At 68.0% G+C, this 14754-nt stretch carries 15 protein-coding genes and 2 pseudogenes; 12 read left to right on the top strand and 5 right to left on the bottom strand.

The genetic code is table 11. The features are described 5' to 3' along the window. Positions 1-115 precede the first annotated feature (115 nt). The 3 genes from AB0N07_RS33585 (at position 116) to AB0N07_RS33575 (ending at position 2277) form a co-directional block, all read left to right on the top strand. Positions 116-682: a hypothetical protein gene (locus AB0N07_RS33585; RefSeq protein ID WP_365841611.1), complete on the top strand. Its 567-nt coding sequence runs from the start codon at positions 116-118 to the stop codon at positions 680-682. A gap of 246 nt (positions 683-928) precedes the next feature. Then, positions 929-1225, top strand: coding sequence for a hypothetical protein (locus AB0N07_RS33580; RefSeq protein WP_365841609.1), 297 nt, complete (start codon positions 929-931; stop codon positions 1223-1225). An 80-nt stretch (positions 1226-1305) separates the two neighbouring features. Beyond that, entirely contained in the window at positions 1306-2277 is a 972-nt protein-coding gene (locus AB0N07_RS33575; protein ID WP_365841607.1) for an MBL fold metallo-hydrolase, read from the top strand. A 917-nt stretch (positions 2278-3194) separates the two neighbouring features. Here the strand turns inward: AB0N07_RS33575 and AB0N07_RS33570 are convergent. Both AB0N07_RS33570 and AB0N07_RS33565 read right to left on the bottom strand, forming a co-directional pair. Next, complete coding sequence (locus AB0N07_RS33570; RefSeq protein WP_365841605.1) at positions 3195-4316, bottom strand: epoxide hydrolase family protein; 1122 nt, start codon at positions 4314-4316, stop codon at positions 3195-3197. A 52-nt stretch (positions 4317-4368) separates the two neighbouring features. After that, on the bottom strand, positions 4369-5814 hold the full coding sequence (locus AB0N07_RS33565; protein ID WP_365841603.1) for an MFS transporter: 1446 nt from the start codon (positions 5812-5814) through the stop codon (positions 4369-4371). Between the two features lie 51 nt (positions 5815-5865). Between AB0N07_RS33565 and AB0N07_RS33560 the strand changes: the two genes are divergently transcribed. Further along, entirely contained in the window at positions 5866-6450 is a 585-nt protein-coding gene (locus AB0N07_RS33560) for a CGNR zinc finger domain-containing protein (RefSeq protein ID WP_365841601.1), read from the top strand. Between the two features lie 1045 nt (positions 6451-7495). Here AB0N07_RS33560 and AB0N07_RS33555 read toward each other — a convergent pair. Further along, positions 7496-8095 (bottom strand): TetR/AcrR family transcriptional regulator, encoded by a 600-nt coding sequence (locus AB0N07_RS33555; protein WP_365841599.1) that lies wholly within the window; start codon positions 8093-8095, stop codon positions 7496-7498. Positions 8096-8196: 101 nt separating this feature from the next. On the opposite strand from AB0N07_RS33555, the gene AB0N07_RS33550 reads away from it, so the two are divergent. The 4 genes and pseudogenes from AB0N07_RS33550 to AB0N07_RS33535 form a co-directional block, all read left to right on the top strand. Further along, complete coding sequence (locus AB0N07_RS33550; protein ID WP_365841597.1) at positions 8197-9360, top strand: epoxide hydrolase family protein; 1164 nt, start codon at positions 8197-8199, stop codon at positions 9358-9360. Positions 9361-9442: 82 nt separating this feature from the next. Beyond that, on the top strand, positions 9443-9568 hold the full coding sequence (locus AB0N07_RS33545; protein ID WP_365841595.1) for a hypothetical protein: 126 nt from the start codon (positions 9443-9445) through the stop codon (positions 9566-9568). A 323-nt stretch (positions 9569-9891) separates the two neighbouring features. After that, positions 9892-10150: pseudogene (locus AB0N07_RS33540) on the top strand (IS630 family transposase); the annotation flags it as partial. Positions 10151-10293: 143 nt separating this feature from the next. Continuing rightward, positions 10294-10559, top strand: a pseudogene (locus AB0N07_RS33535) (transposase); the annotation flags it as partial. A 34-nt stretch (positions 10560-10593) separates the two neighbouring features. On the opposite strand, the gene AB0N07_RS33530 reads toward AB0N07_RS33535, so the two are convergent. Further along, positions 10594-11466: an SDR family oxidoreductase gene (locus AB0N07_RS33530; protein ID WP_365841593.1), complete on the bottom strand. Its 873-nt coding sequence runs from the start codon at positions 11464-11466 to the stop codon at positions 10594-10596. A gap of 144 nt (positions 11467-11610) precedes the next feature. Between AB0N07_RS33530 and AB0N07_RS33525 the strand changes: the two genes are divergently transcribed. Continuing rightward, positions 11611-12015 carry a helix-turn-helix domain-containing protein gene (locus AB0N07_RS33525; RefSeq protein WP_365841591.1) on the top strand — a complete coding sequence of 135 codons (405 nt, stop codon included), beginning with the start codon at positions 11611-11613 and terminating at the stop codon, positions 12013-12015. Positions 12016-12345: 330 nt separating this feature from the next. On the opposite strand, the gene AB0N07_RS33520 is transcribed toward AB0N07_RS33525, so the two are convergent. Further along, on the bottom strand, positions 12346-12576 hold the full coding sequence (locus tag AB0N07_RS33520; protein WP_365841589.1) for a hypothetical protein: 231 nt from the start codon (positions 12574-12576) through the stop codon (positions 12346-12348). A gap of 17 nt (positions 12577-12593) precedes the next feature. Between AB0N07_RS33520 and AB0N07_RS33515 the strand changes: the two genes are divergently transcribed. The 3 genes from AB0N07_RS33515 to AB0N07_RS33505 all read left to right on the top strand — a co-directional run bounded on the left by AB0N07_RS33515 (position 12594) and on the right by AB0N07_RS33505 (position 14529). Continuing rightward, entirely contained in the window at positions 12594-12722 is a 129-nt protein-coding gene (locus tag AB0N07_RS33515; RefSeq protein WP_365841587.1) for a hypothetical protein, read from the top strand. Positions 12723-13057: 335 nt separating this feature from the next. Continuing rightward, complete coding sequence (locus tag AB0N07_RS33510) at positions 13058-13663, top strand: ABC transporter ATP-binding protein (protein WP_365841585.1); 606 nt, start codon at positions 13058-13060, stop codon at positions 13661-13663. Next, entirely contained in the window at positions 13660-14529 is an 870-nt protein-coding gene (locus AB0N07_RS33505; protein ID WP_365841583.1) for an ABC transporter permease, read from the top strand. Before AB0N07_RS33510 ends, AB0N07_RS33505 begins: the two co-directional genes overlap by 4 nt. The last annotated feature ends 225 nt before the right edge of the window (positions 14530-14754 follow it).

The raw sequence follows: 14754 nt of genomic DNA, 5'->3' as shown, positions 1-14754 counted from the left end.
TTCGAGGGGGACAGAGTCTGCTCCCCGCACTCGCGGGGATGGTCCCCAGGCGCCGCTCCCGCTGGCCCGCCTGCTCGTCTCCGCCCTGGACGGGCCCGATCCGGAGGTGACCCTGATGGACTGCCAGTTCTGCACCGAGGTCACCGCACGCGAGAGCACGACCCGGATCATCACCGAGACCGCCGGCGGCCGGGTGCTGCTGCTGCCCACCATCGGCGCCCTGGCCCCGGGCTACTGCCTGTTCATGCCGCTTGAGCTCCTGGACGCCGCCGCCGACGTCGCCCCGGCCGACCTGGAGCGGGTCGCGGCGGAGACGGAGCAGATGCGCACCCTGATCCAGGCCCGCTATCCCGGCTGCGCCGAAGGCTGCTGGGCTTCGATGGAACCCACACTGGGCGCCAAGAGCGCGATCCAGGACCGGCCCGCGCGGCCGGCTTCCCCCACTGGACGCTCCTCAAACCGGGCTTCGTTTCGGTCCTGCCCGGCTTCCTTCTCCAACTCGCCCTGTTCGGATCGCATGCCGTCGAGGGGGTACCCGGAGCGGTCAAGGCGTTGTGGCCGGCGTAGCGCCGCGCACGGCGTGCATCGAGAAGCTCAGGCGAACCATCGTTCGCGGGCAGGAACTCTCAGGCACTACAGGAGATCGACATGCACCTACCGTTGCTCCGCCCGAACGAACTGACACCCAGGCAACGGCCCCTCTTCGACGCCCTCGAAGCGATGGTGAGGACCGACGAGTACACCGGATTCGAGGTACGCAACACCGATGGTGTTCGTGACCGTCCATTACCTGGCGCTCGCAACTGCCCTCAATGCCTACGACGTACCTGCCGGCAGCACCGGCGAGGAGACCGGAAACGCGGTCTGAGCTGCTCGCGACACGGGAACAACGAGGCCCACGAGAGCCGACAAAGGAGGAGGAACCGTCGTGTTCGAGGATCCCGCAGACTTGGGGACGTCCGGCCGCTACGTCGAGACGCCCGTCGAAGAGATGCTGCCGGACATGCGCAGCGCGTACGAGTACACGCGTCAGTCGCGCGGCCTGGTGCCCGGACCGCACAAGATCTGGCTGGCCAATCCCAAGCTGTTGAAGGCAATCGCGCCGACCGGAGCCTACGTCCAGACGGACTCGTCGCTGTCGAAGGCGGATATCGAGATCGTCACGAACATCGTCACTGGCCGTTGGCTCGCGCCCCACGCCAACTACGAGCACGAGAAGAGCTGACCCTGACCGCCTTTGACGTGCCGTCGAACGCGGTCGGACTGAAGCAGTAATCCGTTACTGAAGATCCAGGAGCAGGGATCATGAAGAAGTGGCCACTTCTGGCTGCCGCCGCGGCAGTGCCCGCGCAACGCCTCGCCCGCAAGCTTTCCTCATCCGGGCTCCCCCAGCCCGCCCCGCTGCCCCCATCGGTCCCCGTCCCGCACGCCGACCCACCGGCTGAGATGGACTTGGTCGCCGTGCCGACCGGTGTCAACAACAGGGTCGCTGCCTACGCCTACACCGGTGGCTCCTTCTTCGACAAGCGTGACTTCTACATCGGCGCTGCGCTGATCAAGCATCCGCAGGGTGATCTCCTGGTCGACTCCGGCTTCGGGCGCGACATCGCCAAGCAGTTCGCCACGATGCCGCGTCTGTTCCAGAAGATGACCAAGTACGAGGTCTGGAAGCCCGCCGTCGAGCAACTGGAGGCAGCCGACTACGACTTCAGCCGACTGTCCGGGATCCTGCTGACCCATGCGCACTGGGACCACATGAGCGGTATCCCCGACTTTCCCGACCTGCCGGTCCTCGTCTCGCGGCGTGACCGGGCAGCGTTCTACAACCCTGAGATCTTCGGCAACTTCCGCGGATACTTCCGCGACACACCTTTCAAGTGGCAGGAATTCAGCTTCGAAGGCGGCCCCTATCTCGGCTTCCCCCGGCACCACGACGTCTACGGCGACGGCTCGATCGTCTGCGTCCCTGCCCCCGGACACACGCCGGGCAGCATCATCATCTTCGTCACCCTGACCCACCAGGTGCGCTACGCGCTCGTCGGGGACCTCGTGTGGCAGCGCGAGGGACTCACGCGTCGTCTGGAGAGGCCCTTTCCCATCAGGCGCCTGGGCGACTTCGACGCCGAGGGCAACCGCCAGAACATCCTCCGCATGGCCTCGATCATGCAGAGTATCCCCGATTTGATCGTGGTACCGGCCCATGATCAGCGAGCCTTCGCGGAGATGAGCCAACTGCCGAACGTCACCACCCGAGGCCGCATCCTCTCAGCAACGTGAGGGGGTGTCCTGGCCGACGCCAGAGGCCTTGAGCGCTCGTCAGCGGGGGACCGCATTCGGTGATCTCATGCTGGGTGCGGGCCGATGAGGGCCGCGGTCAGTCGAAGGAGTTGTGGTTCTCCGGCACCCGAATTCGGCAAAAGCAGAGGGCTGCACAGCCCCTGGGGTCGGCCACTGAGGTGACGGTCTCGGCACCGTCTTCGCGGTAAGCGTGGGGAACTTTGACCAGCGCGATGCTGAGCTGTCCCCGGCCGACTACGGTGCCGGCCACCGCGACCAGCCGATCGCCTTGCGCGCGACGGACAGTTCCTGACGACGGCGGGGCGAACAGGAGCACGTGCCGGGCGCGACAGCCGGAGCGTGCCCCGCTATCTTCTTCGCGGTCCTGCAGGGGGGCGCTGGTCTCCGGGGCCCGGCATGACTGTTGCCCCCTGTATATCGGATGACCTGGGGGGTGGTGTCACCGGGTCCGAGGGGTGCCGTCGAAGACGGCTGATCAGAGGTCCGGCCACCGCCCGGCCCGGCGCAATGCCGGACAGCTCGTGGGCGGCAGGTCTGCCTGGCTCGCCGGAGCGCCCGAGCGCGGCCGTGTCACGATCACCGACGGCACCGGCTCCGCCGCCTCCTACGCCGTGCAGGTCAACCGGTCCGACTCCGCCGGCCAGGGGGTGGACACCCGACATCGTGGGCACCCGTATCCGCAGCACGAGGATCCGCACTTCGACCTCGGCAGCGGGCGGCAGGTCGAGTGCAGCAGGATATGGAACCATCGCGGCTCCTGTGCCTGTGGGTTTGAGACTTCGAACACCTCCCCCAACGGCACGGGAGCTTTGTGCGTTGTGCAGGTGAAGCCGATTTCTCGGTCGCGCAGTTCGGCGACCATGTTGATGAGGTCCTGGAGGCTGTGGCACGGACAGTCAGCGGAACAGGCGGAAGAACCCGCGCACCTGCTCGACCAGCGACTCCGGCTGCTCCAGCGCGGCGAAGTGGCCGCCATGCGGCAGCTCCTCGAACCAGCGCAGGTCGGTGAACCGCAGCTCGGCCTCCCGCCTCGACGGGCGGGTTATGTCGCGCGGGTAGACCGACAGCCCGGATGGCGCGGTCACCTTGTCCCGGAAGTTGGCGAAGCTCTCCCAGTACAGGCGCGCCGACGACGTGGCCGACGCGGTGAACCAATAGACCGAGATCTCGTCGAGGATCGTCTGCCGCGACAACGCGTCCTCGGGATGGCCGTCGTTGTCCGTCCACGCCCAGAACTTCTCGGCGATCCAGGCGGCCTGCCCCGCCGGGGAGTCGGTGAGGCCGTAGCCGAGCGTCTGCGGCCGGGTCGCCTGGATCGCCGAGTACCCCCGGCCGGTGCGCTGCATCTCCTTCTCGGCCTCGAGATTCGCCTGCTCCGCGGGCGTCGGGTCGTCGAACGTGCCCGCCGCCACGGATCCCAGGTTCAGGTGCACGCCGGCGACCCGCTCGGGCGCCACCTCGCCCAGCACCGCGGACACCGCCGAACCCCAGTCTCCGCCCTGCGCGCCGTACCGTTCGTAACCCAGCGAGACCATCAACGTGTCCCAGGCGCGCGCGGTGCGAGTGATGCCCCACCCGGTCGTCGACGGCTTGTCACTCCAGCCGTACCCGGGCAACGACGGCGCGACCACGTGAAACGCGTCCGCCGGGTCACCGCCGTGCGCGCGCGGGTCGGTCAGCGGGCCGAGGACCTCCAGGAACTCGAGCACCGAACCCGGCCACCCGTGCGTGAGCACGAGCGGGAACGCGTCCGGCTCCGGCGAGCGGACGTGCAGGAAGTGGATGCCCAACCCGTCGATCGTGTCGCGGTACTGAGGGAAAACGTTCAGCCGCTCGGCGAACCCGAAGTCGTAGTCCTCGGCCCAGCTGCGGCACAGCTCCTGCGCATACGCCAGCGGCAAACCCTGTGACCAGTCGTCCACCGGCTCGCGCTCGGGCCACCGTGTCCGTCGCAATCGTTCACGCAGGTCCGCGATCTCGGCTTCGGTGATGCTGACCTCGAACGGCTCGGCGGACATGGCAAGGCTCCTTACTGGTCACGGCGTTATCGGAGCAGGTGCAGGTGGACCGTCATCGCGGGCTCCCACCCGTGGCGTCGGGTTCGGGGCGGCGGTCGGCGGTAGGGCGTCGGGTCAGGCTGAGGACGAGTCCGGCCAGGGGAAGTGCCGCAAGCACGGCGAGGGCCACCGGCACCGGCACGATGCCGGACAGACCCGCGACAGCGGCCGGGCCGATGCCGCCACCCAAGGCGTTCATGAAGTTGAGCAGGCCCTGTGCGGTGTCGCGGTCGTCCGCGGCGACCAGGTCAGGCGCGAGGCTCATCAGTACAGCTTGGGCGCCGGCGAACCCGCACACGGTCAACGCCGTGCCGACGACAATCTGGACCGGCCCGGTGAAGATCGCGACCACGAGCACGCCGACGACGGTGAGTGCCGCAAGCGCGGCCGACACCTGCCAGCCGGTGAACCGGTCGGTCAAGGTGCCGACCAGCCGCCCGGCCAGCACCGAGCAGGCGGCGGCCGGGACCAGGAGCACGCCGGCTTCCAGGGGGCCACTGCCCGTGGCCCGCTCGATCAGGGACGGCGCGCGGAACAGCACCCCGTAGTAGCCGGCGAAGACGGTCCCGCCGATGAGTCCGGCCGCAAGGAAGCCGCGGGATGCGATCACCCGCCGAGGCACGAACCCGTCGGGCGTGCTGCGCACGCGCCACCACAGTCCCACTGCGGCGAGCGCCCCGGCGGCACCCACGACGAGCGTGACCGGAGGGGGCAGGCCGACCGAGTGTGCCTGCAGCAACGTGATCAAGGAGCCGGCGAGTACCGACAGCACGGCCGCGCCGACGATATCGAGTCGCCCGTTCGAGCCGTTTCCCTCGCCGCTACCGCTCCGCGTCAGCGCGCGTCGACTCGGCAATGCGGCCGGCAGGAGGGGCAGCGCGAGGACCGGGATCGCGAGCACGGCACGCCACCCGAGCCATGCGGTCACCGCCCCGCCCAACAGTGTCCCGCACCCCGACGCCGTCGCGCCGGCGGCCGCGATGATTCCCAGGGCTCGGATCCGTTGCCGCCCGGGAAGGGCGGTGGCCGCGGCAAAGACAGCGATCACGGTCGCGCCCGCCCCGGCGCCGCCGATCAGTCGTCCGACGATCACGACGGACAGTATCGGCCCGGCTCCGGCGAGAACGGAGCCCGAGGCAAGCGCCACGACCCCGCCGGCGAGGACCTGGAAGGGGCTCCAGCGGACCAGCAGCCGACCCGCGACCGGCATCGCGAGCGCGGAGGTCAGCGACCACGCGGCGAGAATCCATGCGGTGGCTCCGAACGGCACCGCGAGTGCGCGGCCGATGGCCGGCAGGGCCACCGACGGCGCTCCCAGTGCCACGTACATCGGCAGCACCAGCATCCCCAAAGTCAGCCCCAGCCGACGCCCGTCCGGGGCGTCGACCCGCTCCGGTGCCTGGGTCCCTCCAGACGGGATGGCCTGCGGCGTTGTCCCCTGCCGAGCGCGTTGTGACATGCTAAAGCTCCTTTGAGTGTCACGTTACGGAGCAGTGAGGAGACACGTCAAATGCAGGATGCGTATCACATCCCATTGGTGGTCCAGGCGGCCGTCGACCTGGCCAACACCTTGAGGCCGATCAAGGGAGAGGACGCGCTCGAGACCGTGGAGCAGCTCCGGAACTTCCTTGACGACCATCCCGCGGCTGAGCCTCCGAGATCGGCCGCGAACCGAGGGACCGGTCCGCGGCATCTCACCCATGCCGACCTGGCAGAAGTCCGCGCGTTGCGCAAGACGGTGCGTGAGGTGCTCGAACGGGCGAACGCGGACGCGGTCGAAGCCGCGGCTCTGATCAACGACGGTCTGCGTCGCAGCCGCGCCACCCCGGTACTGCGCCACGAGGACGACCGCTGGTGGACCGAGGTGACCTCCGACACCGACCGCTGCTCGGCGCACCTTGCCGCGACTACGCTCAGCGCCCTGGCCTCCGTGATCGCCACGCTCGGTCCCGCTCGTCTCGGCGTATGTGCCGGGCCGACCTGCCGGGCCACTTTCGTGGACCTCTCGCGCAACGGCTCGAAGCAGTACTGCACCCGAACCTGCGCACACCGGGCCAGCGTCGCGGCCTACCGGAGCCGGCGCAGCCCGCGTTGAGCGCCGACACCCGACCCCGCCAGGCCGGTGCCGGGGTTTCGTCCGAGACCCTCTTCGGGGAACTCGTTCGGGCCTGCGAGGGCGTTCCTCGCGATGCGATCTACATCGCAGTGAAAGCCGCAACGCAGGCCCGGGACCGCAAGATCTCCGTTCCGATCGTCCAGGACGCAGCGCGAGCCTGGTATCGGTCCGACAAGACGCGTGCTCTCCGCGCGTATCCCGAGCCGGACCGACTGACGTCCGGGTGATCGACAACGGTGCCTACGTCGATCTGCTCCACAACAACCACGCTCCCCAAGGTGCCATTCAAGAGCGACGAGCGAGGAGCAACACGTCAGGGTGGACGTTTCGGTCCAGGACCTTCGCGCGATTCGACGGGCAATTCTCGACCTCGACGTCCAAGCAACGGCAGATCTCAAGCAAGGTTGAGCCGAGCCATGGGTGCTGGTGCCGGAAGCAGGCCCCGGGGCACGCATGTAACACAGCAGGACCTCACACGGAATCCGGGTGGTCCAAGCCTCGGGGCCGGGATGACGTGGGGTTGGCGGCCGCTCGAATCCAAGATCCCATGACGATTGCTGACAGGGTTTGACGACAGACAGGGTCCATTCCTCCGTACGAAAGGGCCGTCGCCGATCTCCTGCCCGAACACACCGCCAGCGAGGAGGGCGCCCCCGCTCCGGAGCTGCCGGTCACCCTCGACACGCCCGGCAGGTCGCCGGCTTCCTCCGCGCGCGGCCTGGGGGCCGCCGAGCGGGCTGCAGTCGACCAAGGGGTGCCTGTACGGCGCGGCCAGGGCTACACCCTGCGCGTCACCGCCGTCCCCGCCGGCTCCTCGCCCGCTGCCAGCCCGTCGACGGCACCCAGGGCGTCCCGGTGATCCCGGCTCAGCACAAGACCCGCCGCGAGCACGAGAACCGCGTCGGCGCTCTGGCGAGTGGTACACCATAGCCGGCCTTCCGACGCTGAGATCATCCCGTGGCGGGTCTCTGGCTCCAGTCAACCGCCCCAGGACGATCCGCGGCTCCGCTCGAAGTGCCGCGGGTCAGGGCTGGTCGCCCACAAGAGCGATGGCGCGCGTCTCGGGAACTCCCAGCATCAGCAGGCTCGTGATCGTCGCCGCTCGGGCGCCGAGGGTCCTGTTCGACAGGTCGCTGTCCGCGATGGCGAACACGACGCCGTAGGCGACCTGGCTCAGAATGCCCGCCGGCAGGTGCTGTGCGAACACCTCGGCGTCCTGGCCCCGTTTGACGAGGTCGGCGAGGAGCTCATCGACCGGCCCGAGCAGGGCGTGGATCGCCTCGCCGTACTCGCCTCGGCGCAGCGCCAGCAGCACTCGGTACCGGTGCGCCACCGGCCAGAGGCGGGCGACGAATTCGACCCACGCCGCGTCCGCTTCCGCGTCGGAGGCGTTGACTTCGGTGAGCACGGCCGTCATCTCGGCGACGGCCCGTTCCGTGAGTGTCCGGACAAGGTCGAGGCGCGAGGGGAAGTGGTCGTAGACCGTGCGGCGGACGACGCCTGCGGTGGTGGCGATCTCGCCCATTCCGGCGTCGGGGTTGTCTCCGAGCAGATCAAGCGCGACGTCGAGGATGCGTTCGCGTGTCTCGTTCATCGAGCGCACGCGGGAGGACTCGGTGGGCACGGCACGAGTATTGCACACCGGTGTACAGTGAGATTGGCTGTACAGCAGTGTGCAGCGAGAGTTGCGCTGCGCTTCGAATCTCAGGAGAAGAGAAGAAGGCCATGACCGCACCGACGCCGCCTGCCTCGGCCCTCGTCCGTCCGTTCACCGTCTCGATCCCGGAATCGGAGATCGACGACGTCAAGCAGCGACTGGCCAGAACCCGGTGGCCGGATCCGGAAACAGTGGGCGACTGGTCGCAAGGGGTTCGTGTAGAGAACGCCAGGTCTCTGGTCGCGTACTGGGAGCGCGGCTACGACTGGCGGCGCTTGGAGTCCGGACTCAATCGCTTCCCCCAGTTCCTGACCGAGATCGACGGGCTGGACATCCACTTCATCCACGTCAGGTCCAAGAACCCCCACGCGATGCCGCTGCTCCTCACGCACGGATGGCCGGGCTCGATCCTCGAGTTCCTGAAGCTGATCGGCCCGCTGACCGATCCGGTCTCGTTCGGAGGAGACGCCACCGACTCGTTCGACGTCGTCATCCCGTCGCTCCCCGGGTTCGGGTTCTCCCAGAAACCCACGAAGACCGGATGGACCGTATCGCGCATCGCCAGCGCATGGGTGGAGCTGATGAAACGTCTCGGCTACACGAAATGGGCCGCACAAGGCGGCGATTGGGGTGCCGTCGTCACCACCGCCCTCGGGGCCATGCAACCTGACGGGCTTCTCGGAATTCATCTGAACACCCAGTACGCCTTTCCCGCACAGATACCCGACACCTTGTCGCCCGAACAGCGCTACGCCGTCGAGACCCTCGCCCTCTACACCGGCGATCTCGGCGGGTCGAACCACCTTCAGGGCACGAAGCCGCAGACGGTCGGATTCGCCCTGGCGGACTCTCCCGCCGGCCAGGCAGCCTGGATCTACGAGAAGTTCCAGTCCAAGACCGACAATCACGGGCTCGCCGAGGACGCTCTCAGCATCGACGACATGCTCGACGCGATATCCCTCTACTGGTTCACCAACAGCGCAGCGTCGTCCGGCCGCATCTACTGGGAGAACAAGTCGCTCACTTTCGCCGGCCCGAAGGTGACGCTCCCGGTCGCGGTGACCGTCTTCCCGAGGGACATCCCACGCGTGCCACGTAGCTGGATCGAAGACGCCTACAGCAATCTGATCCACTACGGCGAGGCCGACAAGGGCGGGCACTTCGCGGCCCTGGAACAGCCCGAGATCCTGGTCAGCGAAATCCGCACCGGCCTGCGCACCCTTCGTTCCTGACACCTACGCGCGAGCTCAGGAGCAATGCGTTTCCCTCCCCGGCTGAAGCCGGGGATACCCACGCAAGTTCGGGGAGTGTGAGGTGTTCGACCAGGTCGCGCCACCGGTCGGGGCAGGTCGCGAGGATGCGCCAGGGGGCGCCTTCGCCGAATTTCTTGGGCAGACCCAGGTCGGCACGTTGCGCGAACTGCCATTCCTCGTGCTGTGAGTCCTGCAGTAGCCGGGCGAGCGGCGCGAGGGCGCACTCCATCCAGTACCGCGTCGAAGAGCGCCGGAGGTATGGGAGGGGCCGGTTCGGCGTCCGGCCGGTACAGGTGATGGTTGGGGTCCCAGTCGGTGACGACGTCCTCGATGGCGGTGTCGTGCATGCCGGGCAGCAGGCCGATCGCGGCGTGGATCTCGTCGGGGTGGCGGGCCAGGCCGATGACCAGGCCCCGGTGTCGGGCGGTGGGTGCGCAGGATCGTCGGCAGGTCGGCAGCCACCACGACGCCCTGGCCGGCGAGTACGGCGAGCCGCTTGTCGTCGGTCTGCTGAAGGAGCCGCACGCGAAGACCTGGTCACAGCGCGGCCGGACCCCGGTGGTGCCGGTCCGCGGACGCTCCCTCAGACGGATCTCCATCGCCGCGCTGACCTGCTACAAACCCGGTCACCCGCTCCAGGCTCATCTACCAGCCCCTCCATGACGACGGCCGTCGCGATGGGCACAAGAGCCTCTCCTGGCGCGACTGCCGGGACCTGTTGATCGCAGCACACCAGCAGCTCGGCGGCCCGATCGTGCTCGTCTGGGACTGTGAGAATGACGGTGTCCCGCTCGGACCACGGCCTGGCTCGGTCTGGGACTGACCTTGGTGTCCAGAGAATTGATCTGTCGGCCGTGGTGCGAGCGGGACGTGCCGGCACTCGGCGAACGGACGTGTCCCCATAGGGGCATCAATCTCAACGTCCACAAGGCCGTCGACCGGCAAAAGTTCGCCGAGGCTCGGGACTGGCCGGCCATCTACCATCTGCCGCCCTACGCGCCCGACCTCAATCCCGTCGAGGGAATCTGGTCCCGCCAAGACGCGGCTGGCTCTCCAACGTCGTCTTCAGCACCCCTGAACACCTCGTCCAGCGCATCCGGCGCGGCCTACGGCGCATCCAGTACCGCAGCGAACTTATGGACGGCTGCCCCGCCGAGACCGGCCTGCCAGTCAGACCCACCCGAGCAGCCCGGCCACATCACGAGTTCAACCTCAGTCATGCAGGGCGACCGCGAGTGCCTCGGCCAGGGTCACGGGCGGGCGGCCGATCAGGCGGCGCAGGTCACCAGAGTCGGTGTACATCTCGCCGTGGTTCATGCCGCGGTCAGCGTCAGCGAGGACCTCCGCCAGCTCGGCGGGCAGGCCCGCGGCGGCCAGTACCTGGGTGAGGTCGGTCACCGGGAGGTCAGTGTAGGTAACCTGCTTGCCCGCTGCAGCGGAGATCGCGGCAGCGAGCTCGGTCAGGGTGAAGGATTCGTCGCCGCCGAGCTCGTACACGGCGCCGGTGTGGCCTTCGGTGGTGAGGACGACCGCTGCGGCCTCGGCGTAGTCGGCGCGGGACGCGGCGCTGATCCGCCCCTGGCCTGCGGCGCCGACGACGGAGCCATTCTGCAGGATCTGCGGCAGTTGGCTGGTGTAGTTCTCCAGGTACCAGCTGTTGCGCAGCAGCACGCTGTGGATTCCGCGGTCCCGCAGATACTCCTCGGTTTCGCGGTGCGTGGCACCGATGACGGTGGTGGCCGTGTCCGCGTGCGTCGTGCTCGTGTACGCCACCAGCGACACGCCTGCGGACGCTGCGGCGTCGATCACGCGGCGGTGATTGGCGACCCGCTCGCCCACGGGAACCGAGGCCGAGACCAGCAGCAGCCTGTCCGCCCCCGCAAATGCCTCGACCAGGCCGTCGGTGTCCGCGAAGTCGGCGCGGCGTACCGTAACGCCTCCGTCGGCCATGTCCTTGATCCCGGCGATGTCCCGGCCGGTGGCAATGATGTCCGCGGCCGGGATCCCACGCCGCAGCAGCGCCTCGACGGTGAGCCTGCCCAGCTGGCCGGTGGCTCCGGTGACGACGATCGACATGATGGTCATTCCTTCGTTCCTCGCGTGCCTCGCACGCCTGCCACGGTCCGTCCGCGGCGGGATGGAACCCAGAATGACCTGGACACTCTCTGCTGGGGAGTAGCCACTTATTGGTAGGGTACTTACCAGGCCGATAGCATTGAGGTGAGACGTATGACGGCTGTCGAGAACGTGACCGGGCCCATACCGTCATTCGATCCGTACGAGCGCGGCTGCCCGTCGCGGGACCTGCTCGACCAGATCGGCAGCAAGTGGGCGGTCCTCGTGCTGGGCGAGCTCGGCCGGAACGGGACCTCCCGGTTCGGCCGGCTCCGGCAGGCGCTGGCGGGCGTGAGCGAGAAGATGCTCACCCAGACGCTGCGCACCCTCGAACGCGACGGGCTGGTCAGCCGGACCGTCTACCCAGAGGTGCCGCCGCACGTGGAGTATGAGCTGACCGCGCTCGGCCAGACGCTGCGGGAACCGCTGAAGGCGCTCACGGAGTGGTCCGTGCTGCACATCGAAGAAGTCATCACCGCCCGCGAAGCGTACGACGACCGCACCGAGCGCACCCGGTAATCGGCGGCGGTCGGCGGTCTGGTCATAGACTGCTGCCTCGCCGAGACCGGCCCGACAATCAGAAGGTCACGCCTGGTAGTTATTGGTCTTCCGTCACGTGGTACGGAAGTCGCCTTGAAATCGCTCCTCGCGTGGGTGACACGGCCGACATTCGATGGCCGTGAACGAGGTGCTGTCCCGGTTGCGGGAGTTGTTGTTCCCATCGGTTCCCGGAGTCGCCGTCGTGGCCGTGCATACGGACGGCAAGGCGATACGCGTCGAGGCCCGGTGCACGCCCATCGCGGCCGTCTGCCCCGACTGCTCCCACTGCACGGAACGCATCCACAGCTCCTACCGGTCAGGGCATGCTTCCGTGCTGGTGTCGGCAGCACGGGCGTCCTGGGCGGCGAAGACCTCCGCGAACTGCGGGACGTGGTCGCGGGTCCGGTCGAGGGCCTTGAGGAACAGGTCGTCGGCAGCCTTGAGAGCCGCATCGCGGACGAAGTCCTGAGGGGACTTGCCCGAGACCGAGCGGGCCGAACTGACCGGGCCTGCCTGTGCGGCGTCGAACAGTTGGGCCACCCGCCAACAGCTCCATCGTGACGGGCGAACTCGACAGCCGCTACCGCAACGCCGCCCTGCCGGTGTGCAACAAGTTCACCGTCGCCACTGCGGAAACGGTCAGGAAGTTCCCTCCGAACACCCCAGCGGCGGCCCGGGGTCTGTAGGAGGCGGTCAAGAGGGTGTGGACCGAGGCCATGACCAAGCTTTCCTCTGCGGCCTCCGACGCCACCTGCCGCACCTCCTACAGCACCGCCAAGACCGCCTGGTAGCCACCACGGCCCTGGCCCGGTATGCGGGTGGCGACACCACGCCGGGATGACGACCCGGATGTGAATCACGAACAAGTGCCCGCGTGGTGCGTCTCTTTCGAACTGCGTTGTGTGTCTGTTTCACCGTGTCGGGCGGTTTGGTGACAGGTCTGTGGATCTTGCTGTATCCGTACCACCGCATTTGCGGATGATCTGGCTACTAGTGCCTACGGGATGGGTGGGACGGCGCGGTGGAGGTCAGGGGGGTGCATCATGCCTATCGTCGGCATGCGGTCCTGCGGGGGATCGACTTGGACCTGGGGCCCGGTGTGCTGGCCGGGATAGTCGGCGAGAACGGTGCCGGCAAGACGACCCTGTTGAAGATCCTCGCCGGTGAACTACGTGCGGATCGTGGTGCGGTGCATCACCGGGGGCGTTTTGGCTACTGCCCGCAGGATGTGGTCCTCAACGACGCTCTGACGGTCCGGCAGCACCTGGAGTTCTTCAAGACGGCCTTCGCGCTTGCCGACCTGCGTCATGCCGAGACGGTCATGGAGGCTCTGAGGTTCTCCCAGTACGCCGATGTGCGCGCCGGGGTGCTCAGCGGCGGGACCCGGCAGAAGCTGAACCTCACCCTCGCGCTCATGCACGACCCGCAGGTTCTGCTGCTGGACGAGCCGTACCAGGGTTTCGACTGGGACACCTACCAGCGGTTCTGGGAGCTGGCCGCCCGGCTGCGCGACGCCGGCCGCTCGGTCCTGGTGGTCTCCCATCTGGCCTACGACACCGAACGGCTCGACGAGCTATGGCGCCTGGAGGCGGGCGCGCTGCGCCTGGAGACGGCAGCAGCGGCATGAAGACACACCTGAACCTGTTCACCACAGCCACCCGGTACGACCTGATCGAGCACGCCCGCAACCGGTTCGCCATGCTGCTGGTCGTCTTCTTCATTCCCACCTGGGTCAGCCTGGTCTACCTCACCATCCCCCGCAGAGCGGCCCCGTTCCACTTGGTCGCCACCGGAGAGAGGCTGGCGCCTGCCGGCAATGAGCTGACGCAGATCACCGGTGCCCTCAACGCCGTCACCCTGGTCACCGGGTTCATGATGTTCGCCGCGACCTTCACCGGCGGGCGCTTCGACCGGCGCCTGGCCATGGCCGGCTACCCCCGCACTCATCTCGTCCTGGCGAAGGCCGCCTCCATGATCCTGGCTTCCGCCCTACTGGCCGCCTACGCCACCGAAGCCATGTGCATCGCCTGGACGCCGAAACAGCCCTGCCTGCTCGCCGCCGCCCTGTTCTGCGCGGCGCTGACCTACGGCGCCATGGGCGTGGTCTTCGGCTCCCTGCTGCGCCGCGAGGTCGAGGGCATGTTCGCCCTGGTGATGACCAGCGTCATCGACGTCGCCCTGCAAAACCCCATGGTCAGCTCCGGTGCCGACAACCCGCTGACACGCTTGCTGCCCACCTACGGCTCCGTCCAAGCCGCCACCGCGGCAGGGTTCTCCACCACCTCCGCACCCGCATACCTCGCTCTGCAGCTGCTCTGGTTCGCCGCCACCGCACTCCTGGGCCTCCTGGCCTTCCACCACCGCACCCGCAACGCCCTGCCCCAACCAAGCCGTCCCGACCGGTCCGTAGCCGCGCGACCACGCGACGCTGCGCCACTCGAAGCCCAACGTGCACCAACTGCCAGCCAGAACTCCTCACCGGACGCCCTGTAACTGATATCCGCCGCACTCACCCGATTCGGGCGGCATCAGCTGTCTCTCCGGCAGATCGCAGTGCGGGCACACATTCAGGCCCTCACCCTCACGACACCGACGAAGGAGTACGCATGAGCAGCACATCAGGCAACGTCGCTTCCTTGATCGTTTCAGGATGACTGCGGTCGTGGTGTGAGTGGGTGGAGCTGGAGGGTGTAGGTGACGCGTTCGGTGGCGGGTTGA

Origin of the sequence: Streptomyces sp. NPDC051172 (genome assembly GCF_040682555.1) — a bacterium.
Classification (GTDB): domain Bacteria; phylum Actinomycetota; class Actinomycetes; order Streptomycetales; family Streptomycetaceae; genus Streptomyces.
The sequence above is the reverse complement of the archived record's forward strand: the minus strand, read 5'-3'. Positions and strand labels throughout refer to the sequence as shown.

What these genes read in the sequence shown, in the direction of transcription:
- AB0N07_RS33560 (WP_365841601.1), top strand. Translation starts at nt 5,866, where the DNA reads ATGCAGGATGCGTATCACATCCCATTGGTGGTCCAGGCGGCCGTCGAC.
- AB0N07_RS33565 (WP_365841603.1), bottom strand. Translation starts at nt 5,814, where the DNA reads ATGTCACAACGCGCTCGGCAGGGGACAACGCCGCAGGCCATCCCGTCT.
- AB0N07_RS33585 (WP_365841611.1), top strand. Translation starts at nt 116, where the DNA reads ATGGACTGCCAGTTCTGCACCGAGGTCACCGCACGCGAGAGCACGACC.
- AB0N07_RS33530 (WP_365841593.1), bottom strand. Translation starts at nt 11,466, where the DNA reads ATGACCATCATGTCGATCGTCGTCACCGGAGCCACCGGCCAGCTGGGC.
- AB0N07_RS33570 (WP_365841605.1), bottom strand. Translation starts at nt 4,316, where the DNA reads ATGTCCGCCGAGCCGTTCGAGGTCAGCATCACCGAAGCCGAGATCGCG.
- AB0N07_RS33575 (WP_365841607.1), top strand. Translation starts at nt 1,306, where the DNA reads ATGAAGAAGTGGCCACTTCTGGCTGCCGCCGCGGCAGTGCCCGCGCAA.
- AB0N07_RS33550 (WP_365841597.1), top strand. Translation starts at nt 8,197, where the DNA reads ATGACCGCACCGACGCCGCCTGCCTCGGCCCTCGTCCGTCCGTTCACC.
- AB0N07_RS33505 (WP_365841583.1), top strand. Translation starts at nt 13,660, where the DNA reads ATGAAGACACACCTGAACCTGTTCACCACAGCCACCCGGTACGACCTG.
- AB0N07_RS33525 (WP_365841591.1), top strand. Translation starts at nt 11,611, where the DNA reads ATGACGGCTGTCGAGAACGTGACCGGGCCCATACCGTCATTCGATCCG.